Here is a 15,133-nt window from a genome sequence, read left to right as displayed (position 1 = left end):
ATCGGATTTCTTAAAAACATCATAATGGTTATTATGTTTTCGGGGGAGCTAGTGTTTACGCGAAGGCATCAGAAGCGCCTGGCCTCCGGCCCCGCCACGATGCCGAAGTACGAATTACCCCAACTCAGGGACCAAGAGAACGGTAGGAACGTATCCCTCGCGCCGTCGTCCGATCCGGCAGGGACGCGCTCATACCCTTAGTGACAAGGGCGGCTGATGCTTGATGAAGACCGCAGGCACATTGCGTCAACGCCATGCGACAAAGCAATTCCCTTTTGCCGGAGGCGATCCAGGATGAAGTCATTGACGTCCGAGATGACGTTGAGCTTGCCATTGTCTGGATCTCCGATCCAGAAGTGGGCCTCCAGACGTATGCCGCCGCGCTCGATGGCCGCGACATAGACACAGGGGGCCGGCTCGGGCAGTATCCTCTGCTGGGCTACGAGCGCGTCGTAAATGCAGGCTTTTGCACTTGCCACATCACCATCCGGCTGGATGAGAACGGATGCTTCGAGTCTCACCTGGCTATCCGACCAGGTTTCGTTGACGATTGAGGTGGAGGTCAGGACATCGTTCGGTATGACCGCTTCAGCGCCGTCGCTGGAGCGGATCATGGTGTACCGTGCGTTCAGTCGGGTGACCCGCCCTTTGATGGCGCCGGTGGATATCGTGTCTCCTATGCGAATGGACTGCTCGAACAGGATGATAAGGCCGCTGACGTAGCTCGAGGCGAGCCTCTTCAGTCCCAAGCCGAGGCCGATACCGAGGGCGCCCCCGAAGGCTGCCATCGTCGTTACGTCGATGCCGATGGCAATCAGCGTCAGTCCGATCGCCACGCACCAGATGACAGTTCGGCTGATGTTGGCCAGCGCTAGCAGAAGATTGTGGGGAAGCGATTGGCTCCGGAGCAGGCTCTTCTCTGCAGCCTTGGAGATGGACAGCGCGACAATGAATACGATGACCCCAAAGGTAGCACCGTTAAGAAGGCCTTCGGCGCTGATCTTCGAGGCGCCAATGTTCAACTCGAGGGCCGATATCGGCTGCATCAACTCCCGTGGAGGCTGCAGTGACTGTATGGCTACGACAACTCCAGTCACCAGTGAAACGAATCGGAGGGCATGATCCAGCAAGACTGCCGGCTTGAATAGCAAGGCAATGCCGCATGCCAACACACGGGTCAGCAACACGACCACGGCTACTTCGACGTAGATCGGCAGCAGAAGCGCGCTTGCCCAGGGCGTTGTCGCCGCAAGCGCCAGGCCGACCGTGGCGAGAAGGGGCGCCGCAGCGTAGGCGGCGGTTGTCCGCCACAGGCGCGTCGCTGGCACGCGGGCTTTCAGGACGCCGGCGAGATAGAGCGCGGCAAGGGCAATCAACACGGTGCAGAATGCGCCGAGGAAGACTTCGACAGCGTGGGCGTGCAACCACGAGAGTGTCATCCTGGTGGCGGTGATCTCCCCGTTCGGACCGTTGAAGGATTCGCCGTTTACAGTGATTTTCGACGGCAAGGTGCACCCTCATGGTTGAATGATCGCTTTGTCATGCAGGACACCGGCATGGACAGTGCCCCTGGCTTGTTGTCTTGGTCAGCTTTCTCGCCGAGAGAAGAACGGTAGTCCTCGCCTTCACTCGCTCAGCGAGGATGCCGACGACAAGTCCGCCTTCCGAGCACCCAAAGAGAACCAGGTTGCCGTTCCACCATGGCGCGGCGCGCAAGGTGGAGATGATCTGCTGATAGTCGGCTACGCGTTGCGCGACAGTGTGATGCTCGCGGAATTCGCGGGAACAGTCACCATGTTCGTTGCGCGGTCGGTCGCCAGGTGTGACGCCATACTTTTCGACTGTGATCGCTGTAACGCCAGCGAAGGCCGATCTCGTTGCCGAGAGGTTGGCGTTGTGTGCCACGGATAGACATCCCGATCCTTGTGCCAGCACAATCAACCCGGTCTTTGTCGCTCCCGGCGGCCTGTCGAGGTACCAGTGAATCGTGCTGCCATCAGACCTGCTTGTCCGATGGAGTTCCGGGGCTGCCAGTGCCAGGAGCGGGAAGGCCATAAGGCAACCCGCGATCAGCAGGATTCTTCGGCAAACGGAATTCATGGTGTGTGTCGGTGGGCGGCAGACTGGGGCTGCAAGAAGGGGGGATAGAACACCCAAGTAGCTGCCTGCATGTAGCGGAGGCCGGCATGCGGAGCAGGCGGGTGAGCCAGAACGCTGCCTGGCTAGGCCTGGACTGGAACCGGTCCGCTCGCCATTGCGCTCAGGGACACAGCCAGCCGCGCACCACAGCCTCGATGGCGTCGATGTGCTGCAGCTTGCGCCGGTAGGCGGCGCGCTTCTTCGACGGCAGCGACATCAAGTCCCGCCGCGGCTGCGCCACGGGCACCTCCACGTTGCCGCAGGGTAACCCCTCCCCGCCGGCCTCTGCCCAGAAGCTCTCGTAGTCGGCGAGGATGGTGCGCGGTGTGCGGCGCTGGCGGCCGACATGATTCATGCGCGAGACAGCGACGACGCGCGTCACGCCCAGCGCGACACCCAGCGCCAGCAGCGCGTTCTTCACCGCATCCTTCGGCCGCAGTCCGTCGCAGGCGCGCGTGGCCTCGCGGATCCAGGCGCGGCTGGCCTCGGCCGCCGGCCCCTGCAGGCCGCCGACGAACAGTTCGATGCCCTCCTCGCCCTGCGCCAGGTAGAAGCTCAGTTGCGCCAGGCAGGCGCCGCGCGCTTGATCCAGCCAGTAGAAGGCCAGCTCGCCCTCCTTGGGGTTGGGACCGGAGTCGGCCAGTCGCAGGACGTACGGCGTACCGGGCAATTGCCAGCCGAACCCGCCCGACAGGCAGATTCGCTCGCTGACGGAGACCGGCAGCCTGGCATGCATGATGCGGTAGTGCTCCAGCACGATGCGCATGCGCTCATCGAACCCCAGCCCGAGCCGGGCCAGCGGCCGGAAGGGGCGCTCCAGCATCACCGGCCGCGCCGCCGCGACACGTCGCAGCAGGCCGCACGATGCCACCGAGCGCAGCCACGACCGCACCGCCATTCGGCGGAACATGGACCTGCCGACCAGCTTGATGCGCTTGAGCCACCAGCGCCGTGCGCCGACCGGATGGCAAAACGCCGCAACGGCTTGCAGCAACAATAGATACCGAAAATCGGACAGTGGGCCGGCCGAGGACGACAATCCCCGCGCACCCGGCCCGGCGAGCCAAGGCGGGCTCGACAGTGGTGGCAATGGTCCCTGCATGATGAAACGCTCCCAGTGCTGCAACGAGCAAGCAATATAATTTCCAAATCATAACTGTTATTATGTTTATCGTGTTGCGACTCACCAGCGCTTCGGTGGCGCAAGTGTTGTCGGCGTCTGGCAACGCCCCGCCCTTTGTCCTGGTGCCTTGAACCCTGGTGCCTTGAACCCTGGTGCCTTGAACCCTGGTGCCTTGAACCCTGGTGACTTGAACCCTGGTACCGTCGCATCGCCGGTTCACGGCAACTGCCGGCCTGGCCCGGCCAGGGCGCCTCCGCTATGATGCGCTATCGACGTGAGTCCCCATATGACCATTCCTACCAATCGGGAACAACTGCTGACCGCGATCCAGCACAACTACGCCAGGCTCACGGCGGAGCTCGACACCGTGCCGGCCGCGCTGGCATCGGAGCGGACCCTGGAAGGCCATGCCAAGGGAACGCACATGAGCGTGTGCGAGCTGGTTTCCTACCTGATCGGCTGGAACGCCCTGGTATTGCGCTGGACTTCCCGGCACGCGCAAGGACTGGAAGTCGACTTCCCGGAAACCGGATTCAAATGGAATGAACTGGGCAAGCTGGCGCAGAAGTTCTATGCGGACTACGCCGGCCTGCCCTACCCGGAACTGCTGGCCAGGCTGGCCGGCGCCAATGCCAGGATCGTGGCTCTCGTGAAAGCGCACGACGACGCATCGCTTTACGGCCAGCCGTGGTACGGCAAGTACACGCTGGGCCGGATGATCCAGTTCAATACCTCTTCGCCCTACGAGAACGCGCGCGCCAGGCTGCGCAAGTGGCGTGCGGCCCAGCCGCGCTGAGCATCGGTCGCGCGCTGGCGATGGGCGGCTGCGACCGTTGCGCCGCCAGCAAGGACATGTCGCGCGGCATTCGCGCTGTCATGCCCTGCGCGCCGGATAGCGGCTGTTTGCGTTGCGATGTTTTCCCGTCTCGCCGCCGAATGGATCGATTTACACAGAGCAAAACCACCATTCCGTCTTATGGAATGCAGATCCCGCCTGTCCGTGCAAAAATCCGGCCGACGCGTTAAGCTTGCCGTTTCACCAGCATCGCTCACGCGGGCGGAACGCCTTTTGGCCAAGTCCATTCGCGCCGGGCCAGCATTTCCTCGGCGGCGCAGCCTGCACGGCATGCCGCAGGCTACACTCACCAGGAGAAAGGCATGTACCAGGATCTCGCCCTCTACATCGACGGGGAATTCGTCAAGGGAGGGGACCGGCGCGAGCAGGACGTCATCAACCCTTCTACCCAGGAACTGCTGGGCAAGTTGCCGCACGCCAGCCGCGCCGACCTCGACCGTGCCCTGGCCGCGGCGCAGCGCGCCTTTGAAAGCTGGAAGAAGACCTCGCCGCTGGAGCGCTCCAGGATCCTGCGCCGCGTGGCGGAACTGACCCGCGAGCGCGCCAAGGACATCGGCCGCAATATCACGCTGGACCAGGGCAAGCCGCTGGCCGAAGCCATCGGCGAAGTCATGATCTGCGCCGAACACGCCGAGTGGCACGCCGAGGAATGCCGCCGCATCTACGGCCGCGTCATCCCGCCGCGCCAGCCCAATGTGCGCCAGATCGTGGTGCGCGAGCCGATCGGCGTGTGCGCCGCCTTCACGCCGTGGAACTTCCCCTTCAACCAGGCCATCCGCAAGATCGTGTCGGCGGTCGGCGCCGGCTGCACGCTGATCCTGAAGGGTCCCGAAGACTCGCCCAGCGCGGTGGTGGCGCTGGCCCAGCTGTTCCACGATGCGGGCCTGCCTCCGGGCGTGCTGAACATCGTGTGGGGCGTGCCGGGAGAAATCTCCACCTACCTGATCGAATCGCCGATCGTGCGCAAGATTTCGTTCACCGGTTCGGTGCCGGTGGGCAAGCAGCTGGCGGCGCTGGCCGGCGCGCACATGAAGCGCGTGACCATGGAGCTGGGCGGCCACTCGCCGGTGCTGGTGTTCGACGACGCCGACATCGAGCCGGCGGCCGAAATGCTGGCGCGCTTCAAGCTGCGCAACGCCGGCCAGGTATGCGTGTCGCCCACGCGCTTCTACGTGCAGGAAAAAGCCTACGACAAATTCCTGGCGCGCTTTACCGAAGTGATCGGCTCCATCAAGGTCGGCGACGGCCTGGAAGACGGCACCCAGATGGGTCCGCTCGCCCATGAGCGCCGTATCGCCTCGATGGAGCAGTTCCTGGACGACGCCAGCCATCGCGGCGGCAAGGTGGTGGCAGGTGGATCGCGCATCGGCGACAAGGGCTTCTTCTTCGCGCCCACCGTGGTCACCGACCTGCCCGACGACGCCAAGCTGATGGTCGACGAACCCTTCGGTCCGGTGGCGCCGGTGACGCGCTTCAAGGATGCCGAGGAAGTGCTGCGCCGCGCCAACAGCCTGCCCTTCGGCCTGGCCTCCTACGTGTTCACCAACTCGCTGAAGACCGCGACGCTGGTGTCCAACGGCCTGGAAGCCGGCATGGTCAATATCAACCATTTCGGCATGGCGCTGGCCGAGACGCCGTTCGGCGGCATCAAGGATTCCGGCATCGGCAGCGAAGGCGGCCAGGAGACCTTCGATGGCTACCTGGTGACCAAGTTCATCACGCAGGTCTGAACGCCGGACCGGCCTGACGCGGCGCGGGCACTGACCCGCGCCGCGTCAGGCGTGCGGGCGGGGTCGGAGATCCGGCCCGCCACGAATGCCGGCCGTGATGAAGGCCACCAGATAGCGCGTCTTGCGCACGACATCCCCCGGCCTGCAGGTGCCGTCCGAGATCCGCGCGATGCGGCTGTCGAATACGCTCATGACCAGCGCGCCCACCGCAAACGTATAGGCCCAGTACGCGTACTCCGGTTCCTTGCCGGGCGCCGCCAGCCGGATCGCTTCGATGAACTCCCTGGCGAAGGGATCGAAGTAATCGCGCACGATGCCGCGCTCCGCTTCCTTCGGATCGGACGCTTCCCGGGCAATCAGCTTGGCGTAGGCCACGCCGTCCTCGTCGCTCTGCACGCGCACCATCGGTTCGACAAAGGCCTGGACGATATGCTCCAGCACATCGACACCGGCGACAGCGGGCCGCCGCAGCGCTTCCAGCCGGGCATCCAGGACGTCCTTGCGACGCTCGAACACAGCGCGATAGAGGTTCCGCTTGGTCTCGAAGTGGTAGACGATCAGGGGCAGTCCCACGCTGGCCGCCGCTGCAATATCGCGCATCGACACGCCGTCGAATCCCCCTTCCGCGAACAGCCGCTCCGCGGCCTGGAGCACGCGCTCGCGCTTGGATGCCTCGGGCGCGGCGCCAGCCGGTTCACGCGCCGTTTCCGTCCCTGCTTTTTGCACCGCTTTCCCCGCTGTGCGCGGGGGATCGATCACGCCCATCCCGTCTCCCATCTGATGGCCTCGATTGTAACCAAGGCGGATTGCGCGCCCCGGCAGTAACACTTCTGGCAGCCGATTTCGGTGTAAACCCTAGTTCTCGTCAAAACTGAACGAACGTACAGTCAGCCAAAACAAGAGCCATCGACGCGCTTCCCGGCCCCGTCGGAAACAGGAGACACCATGAACCCCTACCCCATGAAGTGGCGCGTGCTAGCCGGCGGCTTCCTCAGCTATATGTTCGATGCCGTGGACATCATCATCCTGGCCATCGCCATGCCGGCCATCATGGTGTCGCTCGAGATCTCGCAAGCGCAGGCCGGCCTGCTGGTCACGGCCACGCTGCTCGGCATCGGCCTGAGCAGCGTGGCCGTGGGCCGCTACGCCGACAGCCACGGCCGCCGCAAGGCGCTGCTGCTCTCGCTTGCCGGCTTCGGCGGGCTGACGGTGGCGGTGGCGTTCGCCAGCGACTGGCGCGAGATACTGGTGCTGCGGTTCCTGGCCGGACTCGGGCTCGGCGGCGTGTGGGGCATTGCCGCGGCCTATGTCAACGAGACCTGGCCGCCGGCCCAACGCGGCCGGGCCACCGCCTTCGTGCTGAGTTCCTTTTCCGTCGGCGCCAGCGTGGCGGCGGTGGTGGCCGCTTACCTGCTGCCCGGCCATGGCTGGCGCATGCTGTTCTTTGTCTGCGGCTCGGCGGTGTCCGTCGCCTGGCTCTATGTGTTTTTCCGCGTGCCAGAGTCCGAGGCGTGGCTGCGCCAGCAGCGGCTCGCCGGCAATGCGGGCCAGCCCGCGCCATCGGTGCGGATCGCCGAGCTGTTCGCGCCCGGCCTGGCCCGCAATACCTTGCTGGGAACGGCGGCCTCGGCCTGCGCGCTGACCGCCTACTGGGGCGCCACCACTTGGCTGCCCACCTTCCTGGTGCGCGAGCGGGGCCTGAGCGTGGGCTCGATGGCGGCCTTCGTGGCCGTGCTCAACGCGGGCATGTTCGTTGGCTACAACGTCTTCGGCTATCTCTCCGACCGCATCGGCAAGAAGCGCGCGATCATCCTGTCGCTGGTCGGCACCGGCGTGACCCTGCCCGTCTACGTGCTCGCCAGCGACCGCACCACGCTGCTGCTGCTGGGCCCGGTCTTCGCGTTCTTCATGGCCTTCGCGGGCCTGATCGGCGCCTACTTCGCCGAACTCTTTCCCACCCGGATCCGGGCCACCGGCGCGGGCTTCTGCTTCAACGTCGGCCGCGGCATCTCGGCCTTTTCCCCGCTCGCGCTCGGCTGGATCGCCACCATGGTGGGATTTGCCACCGGCATCGCGCTGTGCGGGCTGTTCTTCCTGCTTGCCGCGCTGGCCGTCGCCTTCCTGCCTGCCACGGGTCCGCATGCGGAATCCGGGCCGCTGCCCGATAGCGACCCCGACCCGCGCGGGCAAGCGGCCAGCGCCAGTTGATGACAGGACCATTCGATAACCCCTGAGCTACGGAGCCTACCCACATGCCTCGCCAACTGATCGACCTGTCGATTTTCCTGGAGAACGATGTCATCTCCGATCCACCCGGCTACGGCCCGGTGATCGAGTACCACGCGCACAAGGCCACCGCGAGCCAGGTCACGCCCTTCTTTCCCGGCCTGGCCGAGGCGGACCTCCCCGACAGCGAAGGCTGGGCGATCGAGCAGGTCCGGCTGAATACCCACAACGGCACGCACCTGGACGCGCCCTACCATTTCCACAGCACCATGAACGAGGCGCTGGGCGAGCGCGAACGCGCCATCACCATCGACGAGGTGCCGCTGGACTGGTGCTTCCAGCCCGGCGTCAAGCTGGATTTCCGTCGCTTCGACGACGGCTACGTGGTGACGGCCGCCGATGTGCAAGCCGAACTCGCGCGCATCGGCCACCAGCTCTCGCCGCTGGAGATCGTGGTGGTGAACACGCGCGCGGGCGAGCGCTACGGCCACGCGGACTATGTTTCGTCCGGCTGCGGCATGGGCTATGAGGCGACCATGTACCTGCTGGAGCGTGGCGTGCGCCTGACGGGCACCGACGCCTGGAGCTGGGATGCGCCCTTCGTGCATACCGCGCGCAAGTACCAGGAAACCGGCGATGCCTCGCTGATCTGGGAAGGGCACAAGGCCGGCCGCCATATCGGCTATTGCCACCTCGAGAAGCTGCACAACCTGGAGGCCCTGCCGCCGCATGGATTCTATGTATCCTGCTTCCCGCACAAGATCCGCGGCGCCTCGGCGGGCTGGACCCGCGCGGTGGCCATCATCGATACGGCCCTGAACGCATCGCGATAGAAGGAGCACCGATCATGGAAGCGGAACTGAACCACACCCACGACGCCGCGCGCCAGAGCTGGCTGCCCGCGGCCAGCGCCGCCGGCACGGCATTCCCGCTGCAGAACCTGCCCTATGCCGTGTTCAGGCGCAAGGACAGCACCGAACCCTTTCGCGGCGGCGTGGCCATCGGCGACCAGATCGTCGACCTCGCGGCCTTGCGCGAGGCCGGCTGCCTGCATGGACTGGCAGCGGACGCCGCCACGGCAGCCGCCGGCCAGACCCTGAACGCGTTCTTCGAGATGGGGCCACCGGCCTGGCGCGCGCTGCGGCATGCCCTGTTCGGCCTGCTGGAACGCGGTAGCCCGCATGAGGCCATGGTGCGGCCATGCCTGCTGCCGCAGGCCCTGGTGGAGTACGCCGTGCCCACGCGCATCGGCGACTACACCGACTTCTACACCTCGCTCGATCATGCGGTGAACTGCAGCAAGCCGCTCGGCCTTGCCGTCACGCCCAACTTCGACTGGCTGCCGATCGCTTACCACGGGCGCGCATCGTCGATCGGAGTCAGCGGCCAGGCGGTGCGGCGCCCGGTGGGCCAGTATCGGGTCGAAGGCGTTGCGCATCCGGTAGTCGGCCCTTGCCAGCGGCTGGACTACGAACTGGAACTCGGCATCTTCATCGGCACCGGCAATGCGCAAGGCACGCCCATCGACATCGCGCAGGCACAGCACCATGTGTTCGGCATCTGCCTGCTCAACGACTGGTCGGCGCGCGACATACAGGGTTGGGAGATGCAGCCGCTGGGCCCGTTCCAGTCCAAGAACTTCGCCACCACGATCTCGCCGTGGATCGTCACGCTGGAGGCCCTGCTGCCCTACCGCCAGCCGTGGCGGCGCGCAGCCGGCAGGCCGCTGCCCCTGCCCTACCTGGATGCGCCCGGGAACGATGCCGCGGGCGCCTTCGACATCCGGCTGGAAGTCGCGGTACAAAGCGCGAGCCGCGCGGCACGGGGATTGCCCGCCGCCACGCTGACCCGTACCAGCTTCCGGCACCAGTACTGGAGCATCGCGCAGATGATCGCCCATCACACCGTGGGCGGCTGCAATCTCCAGGCGGGCGATTTACTGGGCAGTGGCACGATCTCGGGGCCGACCCCGGGCGAAGCCGGCGCCCTGATCGAGCTGACCGTCGCCGGCACGCAGCCGGTCGATATCGGCGCGGGGGAAATGCGTGGTTTCCTGGAAGACGGCGACAGCGTGATCTTCAGCGGCTGGTGCGAACGGGCGGGATATGCGCGCATTGGCTTTGGCACCAATCACGGCAAGATACTGCCCGCCCGGCACGTCGGCGCTTAGGCCTTCTGCCTGCGGGCTTTGCGGTAGTCCTGCGCGAAGTCCTTCCACTGCGCCTGCGCCACCTCGCAGCCATGGTGGGCCAGCCGCAGCACCGGTGCGCGCCAGCGGCTGCCCGCGGCAAAGTCCTGCAGCTGCTCGATGCGGTCGGCGGCTTGGTGCCCGCAGCCGCGCAGATGCGCCCAGGCGGCGGCGCGAGCCATGGTAAGCAGCACCTCGCGCAGGTCGTCGCGGTCCGTGTGCGGGCCGATGTCGACCCGGTCGGCCGTGGGCTGCAGGCTCTTGACCAGGTAGGAGGCGTCCTCCATCGTCACTGCCGTCAGCAGCGCCGGCGAAGCTGCCTGCATGGCATGCTGGATATGCACCACGCGAGCCGCCTCGGTACCCCAGCGCGGCTGCGTGCGCTGCGGCAGCACATCCCACGCGCTGGGCGCGGCGCGCTTGATATCGACCAGCCGCTGGGCCGCGGGATCGCTGTCCGCATGGGCAAGCACCACATAGCGCTCCAGCCCCAGGCTGCCCATGCCGGCCACCCGGCGAGCCACGTCGTCCAGCACCAGTTTGCCGTGCTGCGACTGCCGCGAGAATTCGCGCAGGACGGCCGTGGCGCGCTTGCGCTGGCCGGCTTCGCGCGCCAGGGCGTGGCGGCCATCGACCAGCAGGCGGCGCTCCCCGCCACGCCGCACGGTACGCTCGGCCAGCAACTGCCCGCGGCGGCGGCGCCGGACGCGGCGCAGCAAGGTGGCAACCATGCCGCGCGCGGTGGCGCGCTCCACCCAGCGCGGCTTGCCGCCTGCCAGCACCGCCGCATAGGTATCGAGCATAAGGTGGCAGGCATCGTGCGCGTCGGCATCCGACAGGCCTAGCTGCGGCGCCGCGATCAGCAGGCTGGACAGCAGGCGCACCAGGTCCACCGTGAGCGGTGCGACCAGCGCGTCGTCGAAATCGTTGAGATCGAAATAGACCAGGCCGTTGTCGCCCTTGAAGCTGCCCAGGTTCTCCAGGTGCAGGTCGCCGCAGACATAGGTGGTCGGCGCTTCGAGCAAGGCCGCTTCCCCGCGCATGGAGGCCGCATAGAGGTGGTTGGTGCCGCGCAGGAAGGCAAAGGGATCGGCGGCGATTGCCGCCAGCTTGCGCGTGAGCCGCTCGGGATCGCGGCCTTGGTTGTAGATCAGGATGGCTTCCGTGGCGGGATGCATGGTTTCCTCGGTTGGACCGGCAATCCGCTGAGTGTACCCGGCCAGCCGGCACATGCAAACCGCAGCCGCCACCAGGCCGCAGCTTCAGCGCGCGAAAGGCCTGCTCAACGGAAGAAGATGCCGCGCAGGAGGAAGGTGTAGTCCGCCTCGGTTGCCATCAGGCCCACCAGCACCAGCAGGCATAGCGGCGGCAGCAGGATGGCACAGATCAGGGCCATCCGTTCCCACGCCATATGCATGAAGACGCCCACGATCAGGCCCGCCTTCATCACCATGAAAAGCAGGATCAGGGTCCAGCGCAGATAGCCCTGGAAATGGAAATAGTCCACCAGGTAGGACAGCGTGGACAGCACGAACAACAGCCCCCAGATCTTCAGGTAGAGGCCGATCGGGTGCTGTTGCCCGTGCTGCTCCCCGTGCGCCGCGGGAGCCGGGGGAGCAGCGGGAGCCGCCGGCGCAAGGCCCGGCACATCTGGAGATGGTGTCGACGAAGCCATGGCGTGCCTCACCAGAGATAGAACAGTGCAAAGATGAAAACCCAGACCAGGTCCACGAAGTGCCAGTACAGGCCGGCGATCTCCACGATCTGGTAGTTGCCCGTGCGATCGTAGCGGCCGCGCAGCACCTTGGTGGCCACCACCAGCAGGTAGATCACGCCGCAGCTCACATGCAGGCCGTGGAAGCCGGTAATCATGAAGAAGCTGGAGCCGAACTGCGCCGCCCCCATGGGGTTGCCCCAGGGGCGCACGCCCTCGGTGACGATCAGTTTGGTCCACTCGAAAGCCTGCATGCTGACAAAGGAGACGCCGAACAGGGCGGTGGCGAACATCAGGCTGGCGCATTTCACGCGGTCCCGCCGATAGGCGAAATTCACCGCCATGGCCATCGTGCCGCTACTGCTAATCAGCACGAAGGTCATGATGGCGATCAGCAGCAATGGCACGTCGGTGCTACCGATCCGCAGCCCGAACACTTCGCTCGGATTCGGCCACGGCGCCGTGTTCGCGATCCTGACCGACATGTAGCCGGTCAGGAAGCAACTGAAGATGAAGGTGTCGGACACCAGGAAGATCCACATCATGGCCTTGCCCCACGACACCTTGAAGGCCTGCTGGTCGGACGACCAGTCGGCCACCAGGCCGCGCCAGCCGGAGACCGCCGGGGTCGCGCCGCCTGCCGCCGCGGCGCCGGCCAGCGCGGCGCTGCCGGTCTCCGCCGGGGTCGATGGAGTGGATTGCGATGACATCGGCGCCCTCCTTCGAGGATGAGCCTGGCCGCGTTAGCCGCGGCCGCAGATAAAGCGGACGAACTCCGGCGTGAGCCAGCCCAGCGCAGCCAGCAGTGCCACCCACACGGCCAGCAGGAAGTGCCAGTAGCGGGCGCACAGCGTGATGCGCAGCGTGCTGCCCACGCTACCGGGCGCGGCGCGCATGGCCACCGCCCAGCCAATCAGCCCGCCCAGCACGTGCAGGCCATGCATCGCGGTCAACAGGTAGAAGAAACTGCCGGCCGGATTGTTGGCCGGCACCACATGGATGGCGAGCAATGCCTGCCACGCCCACAGTTGCGAGGAGACGAAGGCCGCTGCGGCCAGTCCGCCCAGGCGCAGGGCGCGATGCGCCCGCTGGAAGCGCCCCGCGCGGGAGGCCCGCGCCGCCGCCAGCATCACCCCGCTGCCCGCCGCAAGCAGCGCGGTGGACAGCCATACCTGCCAAGGCAGCGCGACGGCATGCCAGTCCGGCGAGTCCATGCGCATGGCGTAGGCCGTGAGAAACAGCGCGAACAGCGAGCTCACCACGCCCATGAACGCCCACAGGCCGATGCTGGCCGGCGCCGGGCCCGCCTTCTGGCGGCCCGCATCGCCAGGGCCGGGGCCACCGCGGCGTTCGTCGCCGCCGCTGACGCGATAGACCAGGTTCGGGTTCATGCCACGGCTCCACGACGCTCATGCGGCTCGGGCTCGGCGCCGCCAGCCTCGGGCGGCGCGTTCTGCGCGATGAAATCCTCGCTCGCGCCCGGCACGCTGTAGGCGTAGGCCCAGCGATGCACCACCGGCTGCTCCGGGCCCCAGTTGCCGTGCACGGGCGGCGTCTGTGGCGTCTGCCACTCCAGCGACGCCGCGCGCCACGGGTTGGCGCCCGCTGCCTTGCCACGCCACAGGCTCCACACCAGGTTGAAGACAAAGATCAGTTGCGCCGCCGCTACGACAAAGGCCGCCACGGAGATATAGGCATTCAGCGTATGCGCCGACTCCGGTATGAAGGCATAGTTGTCGTAGGCGTAATAGCGCCGCGGCATGCCGAGGATGCCGAGATAGTGCATGGGAAAGAAGATGGCATAGGTACCGACGAAGGTCACCCAGAAATGCACCCTGCCAAGCGCGTCGTTGAGCATGCGGCCAGTGACCTTGGGGTACCAGTGATAGATGCCGCCGAACACCACCAGGATCGGCGACACGCCCATCACCATATGAAAATGCGCAACCACGAAGTACGTGTTGGAAAGCGGGATATCCACGCTCACATTACCCAGGAACAGCCCGGTCAGCCCGCCGATCACGAAGGTGCTGATAAAGGCGATGGCGAACAGCATCGGCACCGAGAGATGGATGTCGCCGCGCCACAGCGTGATGACCCAGTTATAGACCTTGATGGCGGTGGGAATCGCGATGATCAGCGTGGTGGTGGCGAAGAAGAAGCCGAAGTAGGGGTTCATCCCGCTCACGAACATATGGTGTGCCCACACCACGACCGACAGCACGCCGATGGCGAGGATGGCCCACACCATGGTGCGGTAGCCGAAAATGCTCTTGCGCGAATGCACGCTGACCAGGTCGGAGACGATGCCGAAGGCCGGCAAGGCGACGATATACACCTCGGGATGGCCGAAGAACCAGAACAGGTGCTGGAACAGCAGCGGGCTACCGCCCTTGTAGTTGAGCTGCTGGCCCAGCGACACGATGGCCGGCATGAAAAAGCTGGTGCCCAGCGTACGGTCGAGCAGCATCATCACGCCGGACACGAACAGCGCGGGAAACGCCAGCAGCGCCAGGATGGTGGCCATGAAGATGCCCCACACGGACAGCGGCATGCGCATCAGGGTCATGCCTTCGGTGCGGGCCTGCAGAACCGTGGTGACATAGTTGAGCCCCCCCATGGTGGCCGCCACGATAAAGATCAGCAGCGACACCAGCATCAGGATGATGCCCCACTCGTAGCCTGGCGTCCCCCTCAGGATGGCTTGCGGCGGATAGAGCGTCCAGCCGGCGCCGGTGGGTCCTCCCGGCACGAAGAAGCTCGACAGCAGCACGATCACCGACAACAGGTAGACCCAGAAGCTCAGCATATTGAGGAACGGGAACACCATGTCGCGCGCGCCCACCATCAGCGGGATCAGGTAGTTGCCGAAGCCGCCGAGGAAAAGCGCAGTGAGCAGGTAGATCACCATGATCATGCCGTGCATGGTGACAAACTGGTAATAGCGGTTGGCGTCGATGAAATCGAACTTCCCAGGGAATCCCAGCTGCAGGCGCATCAGGTTGGAGAGCGCAACGCCCACCAACCCCACCACGATGGCGACAATGGTGTATTGCACCGCGATGACCTTGTGGTCCTGGCTCCAGATATAGCGGGTCCAGAAGCTGGCCGGGCCATGATGGGCAGCGTCGTCGGCGTATGCCATTGCAATCCCTCC

Annotated in this window: 13 protein-coding genes; 5 read left to right on the top strand and 8 right to left on the bottom strand. The window is 65.7% G+C overall.

Features of this window, described 5'->3' with window-relative positions:
* Positions 1 to 197: 197 nt before the first annotated feature.
* Positions 198 to 1,508 carry a mechanosensitive ion channel family protein gene (locus AC3FOF_RS09950; protein WP_488726498.1) on the bottom strand — a complete coding sequence of 437 codons (1,311 nt, stop codon included), beginning with the start codon at positions 1,506 to 1,508 and terminating at the stop codon, positions 198 to 200.
* A gap of 752 nt (positions 1,509 to 2,260) precedes the next feature.
* Positions 2,261 to 3,133 (bottom strand): DUF535 family protein, encoded by an 873-nt coding sequence (locus tag AC3FOF_RS09945; RefSeq protein WP_276268999.1) that lies wholly within the window; start codon positions 3,131 to 3,133, stop codon positions 2,261 to 2,263.
* Positions 3,134 to 3,548: 415 nt separating this feature from the next.
* On the opposite strand from AC3FOF_RS09945, the gene AC3FOF_RS09940 reads away from it, so the two are divergent.
* The gene (locus AC3FOF_RS09940) at positions 3,549 to 4,058 is read left to right on the top strand and encodes a ClbS/DfsB family four-helix bundle protein (RefSeq protein WP_017227507.1); all 510 of its coding nucleotides are present in this window, start codon (positions 3,549 to 3,551) and stop codon (positions 4,056 to 4,058) included.
* Positions 4,059 to 4,420: 362 nt separating this feature from the next.
* Positions 4,421 to 5,848 (top strand): NAD-dependent succinate-semialdehyde dehydrogenase, encoded by a 1,428-nt coding sequence (locus AC3FOF_RS09935; protein ID WP_488726497.1) that lies wholly within the window; start codon positions 4,421 to 4,423, stop codon positions 5,846 to 5,848.
* A gap of 45 nt (positions 5,849 to 5,893) precedes the next feature.
* Here the strand turns inward: AC3FOF_RS09935 and AC3FOF_RS09930 are convergent, their stop codons facing one another.
* A complete protein-coding gene (locus AC3FOF_RS09930) occupies positions 5,894 to 6,574 on the bottom strand; it encodes a TetR/AcrR family transcriptional regulator (RefSeq protein ID WP_488726496.1) in 681 nt (226 codons plus the stop codon).
* A 219-nt stretch (positions 6,575 to 6,793) separates the two neighbouring features.
* Here AC3FOF_RS09930 and AC3FOF_RS09925 point away from each other — a divergent pair, with 219 nt between their 5' ends.
* The 3 genes from AC3FOF_RS09925 to fahA are packed head-to-tail and all read left to right on the top strand — an operon-like array spanning position 6,794 to position 10,244.
* Complete coding sequence (locus AC3FOF_RS09925) at positions 6,794 to 8,056, top strand: MFS transporter (RefSeq protein WP_488726495.1); 1,263 nt, start codon at positions 6,794 to 6,796, stop codon at positions 8,054 to 8,056.
* Between the two features lie 44 nt (positions 8,057 to 8,100).
* The gene (locus AC3FOF_RS09920; protein WP_017227511.1) at positions 8,101 to 8,907 is read left to right on the top strand and encodes a cyclase family protein; all 807 of its coding nucleotides are present in this window, start codon (positions 8,101 to 8,103) and stop codon (positions 8,905 to 8,907) included.
* 14 nt (positions 8,908 to 8,921) lie between these two features.
* Positions 8,922 to 10,244: a fumarylacetoacetase gene (gene fahA / locus AC3FOF_RS09915; RefSeq protein ID WP_488726494.1), complete on the top strand. Its 1,323-nt coding sequence runs from the start codon at positions 8,922 to 8,924 to the stop codon at positions 10,242 to 10,244.
* On the opposite strand, the gene AC3FOF_RS09910 is transcribed toward fahA, so the two are convergent.
* The 5 genes from AC3FOF_RS09910 to ctaD form a co-directional block, all read right to left on the bottom strand.
* The gene (locus AC3FOF_RS09910) at positions 10,241 to 11,440 is read right to left on the bottom strand and encodes a DUF2252 domain-containing protein (protein WP_276263983.1); all 1,200 of its coding nucleotides are present in this window, start codon (positions 11,438 to 11,440) and stop codon (positions 10,241 to 10,243) included. The genes fahA and AC3FOF_RS09910 overlap by 4 nt on opposite strands.
* Before the next feature lie 104 nt (positions 11,441 to 11,544).
* Positions 11,545 to 11,937, bottom strand: coding sequence for a cytochrome C oxidase subunit IV family protein (locus AC3FOF_RS09905; RefSeq protein WP_035817913.1), 393 nt, complete (start codon positions 11,935 to 11,937; stop codon positions 11,545 to 11,547).
* Positions 11,938 to 11,945: 8 nt separating this feature from the next.
* Complete coding sequence (locus AC3FOF_RS09900; protein WP_488726493.1) at positions 11,946 to 12,686, bottom strand: heme-copper oxidase subunit III family protein; 741 nt, start codon at positions 12,684 to 12,686, stop codon at positions 11,946 to 11,948.
* A gap of 33 nt (positions 12,687 to 12,719) precedes the next feature.
* On the bottom strand, positions 12,720 to 13,367 hold the full coding sequence (locus AC3FOF_RS09895; RefSeq protein WP_488726492.1) for a cytochrome c oxidase subunit 3 family protein: 648 nt from the start codon (positions 13,365 to 13,367) through the stop codon (positions 12,720 to 12,722).
* A complete protein-coding gene (ctaD, locus tag AC3FOF_RS09890) occupies positions 13,364 to 15,121 on the bottom strand; it encodes a cytochrome c oxidase subunit I (RefSeq protein ID WP_276263987.1) in 1,758 nt (585 codons plus the stop codon). Before ctaD ends, AC3FOF_RS09895 begins: the two co-directional genes overlap by 4 nt.
* Positions 15,122 to 15,133 lie beyond the last annotated feature (12 nt).

The sequence above is a fragment of the Cupriavidus sp. 96C5-1 genome (assembly GCF_057798855.1).
The sequence above is the reverse complement of the archived record's forward strand: the minus strand, read 5'-3'. Positions and strand labels throughout refer to the sequence as shown.

Bases quoted from the DNA above. Each gene is read 5' to 3' on its own strand.
- ctaD (WP_276263987.1), bottom strand. From the start codon at position 15,121: ATGGCATACGCCGACGACGCTGCCCATCATGGCCCGGCCAGCTTCTGG.
- AC3FOF_RS09900 (WP_488726493.1), bottom strand. From the start codon at position 12,686: ATGTCATCGCAATCCACTCCATCGACCCCGGCGGAGACCGGCAGCGCC.
- AC3FOF_RS09920 (WP_017227511.1), top strand. From the start codon at position 8,101: ATGCCTCGCCAACTGATCGACCTGTCGATTTTCCTGGAGAACGATGTC.
- AC3FOF_RS09910 (WP_276263983.1), bottom strand. From the start codon at position 11,440: ATGCATCCCGCCACGGAAGCCATCCTGATCTACAACCAAGGCCGCGAT.
- AC3FOF_RS09935 (WP_488726497.1), top strand. From the start codon at position 4,421: ATGTACCAGGATCTCGCCCTCTACATCGACGGGGAATTCGTCAAGGGA.
- AC3FOF_RS09895 (WP_488726492.1), bottom strand. From the start codon at position 13,367: ATGAACCCGAACCTGGTCTATCGCGTCAGCGGCGGCGACGAACGCCGC.
- AC3FOF_RS09925 (WP_488726495.1), top strand. From the start codon at position 6,794: ATGAACCCCTACCCCATGAAGTGGCGCGTGCTAGCCGGCGGCTTCCTC.
- fahA (WP_488726494.1), top strand. From the start codon at position 8,922: ATGGAAGCGGAACTGAACCACACCCACGACGCCGCGCGCCAGAGCTGG.
- AC3FOF_RS09940 (WP_017227507.1), top strand. From the start codon at position 3,549: ATGACCATTCCTACCAATCGGGAACAACTGCTGACCGCGATCCAGCAC.
- AC3FOF_RS09905 (WP_035817913.1), bottom strand. From the start codon at position 11,937: ATGGCTTCGTCGACACCATCTCCAGATGTGCCGGGCCTTGCGCCGGCG.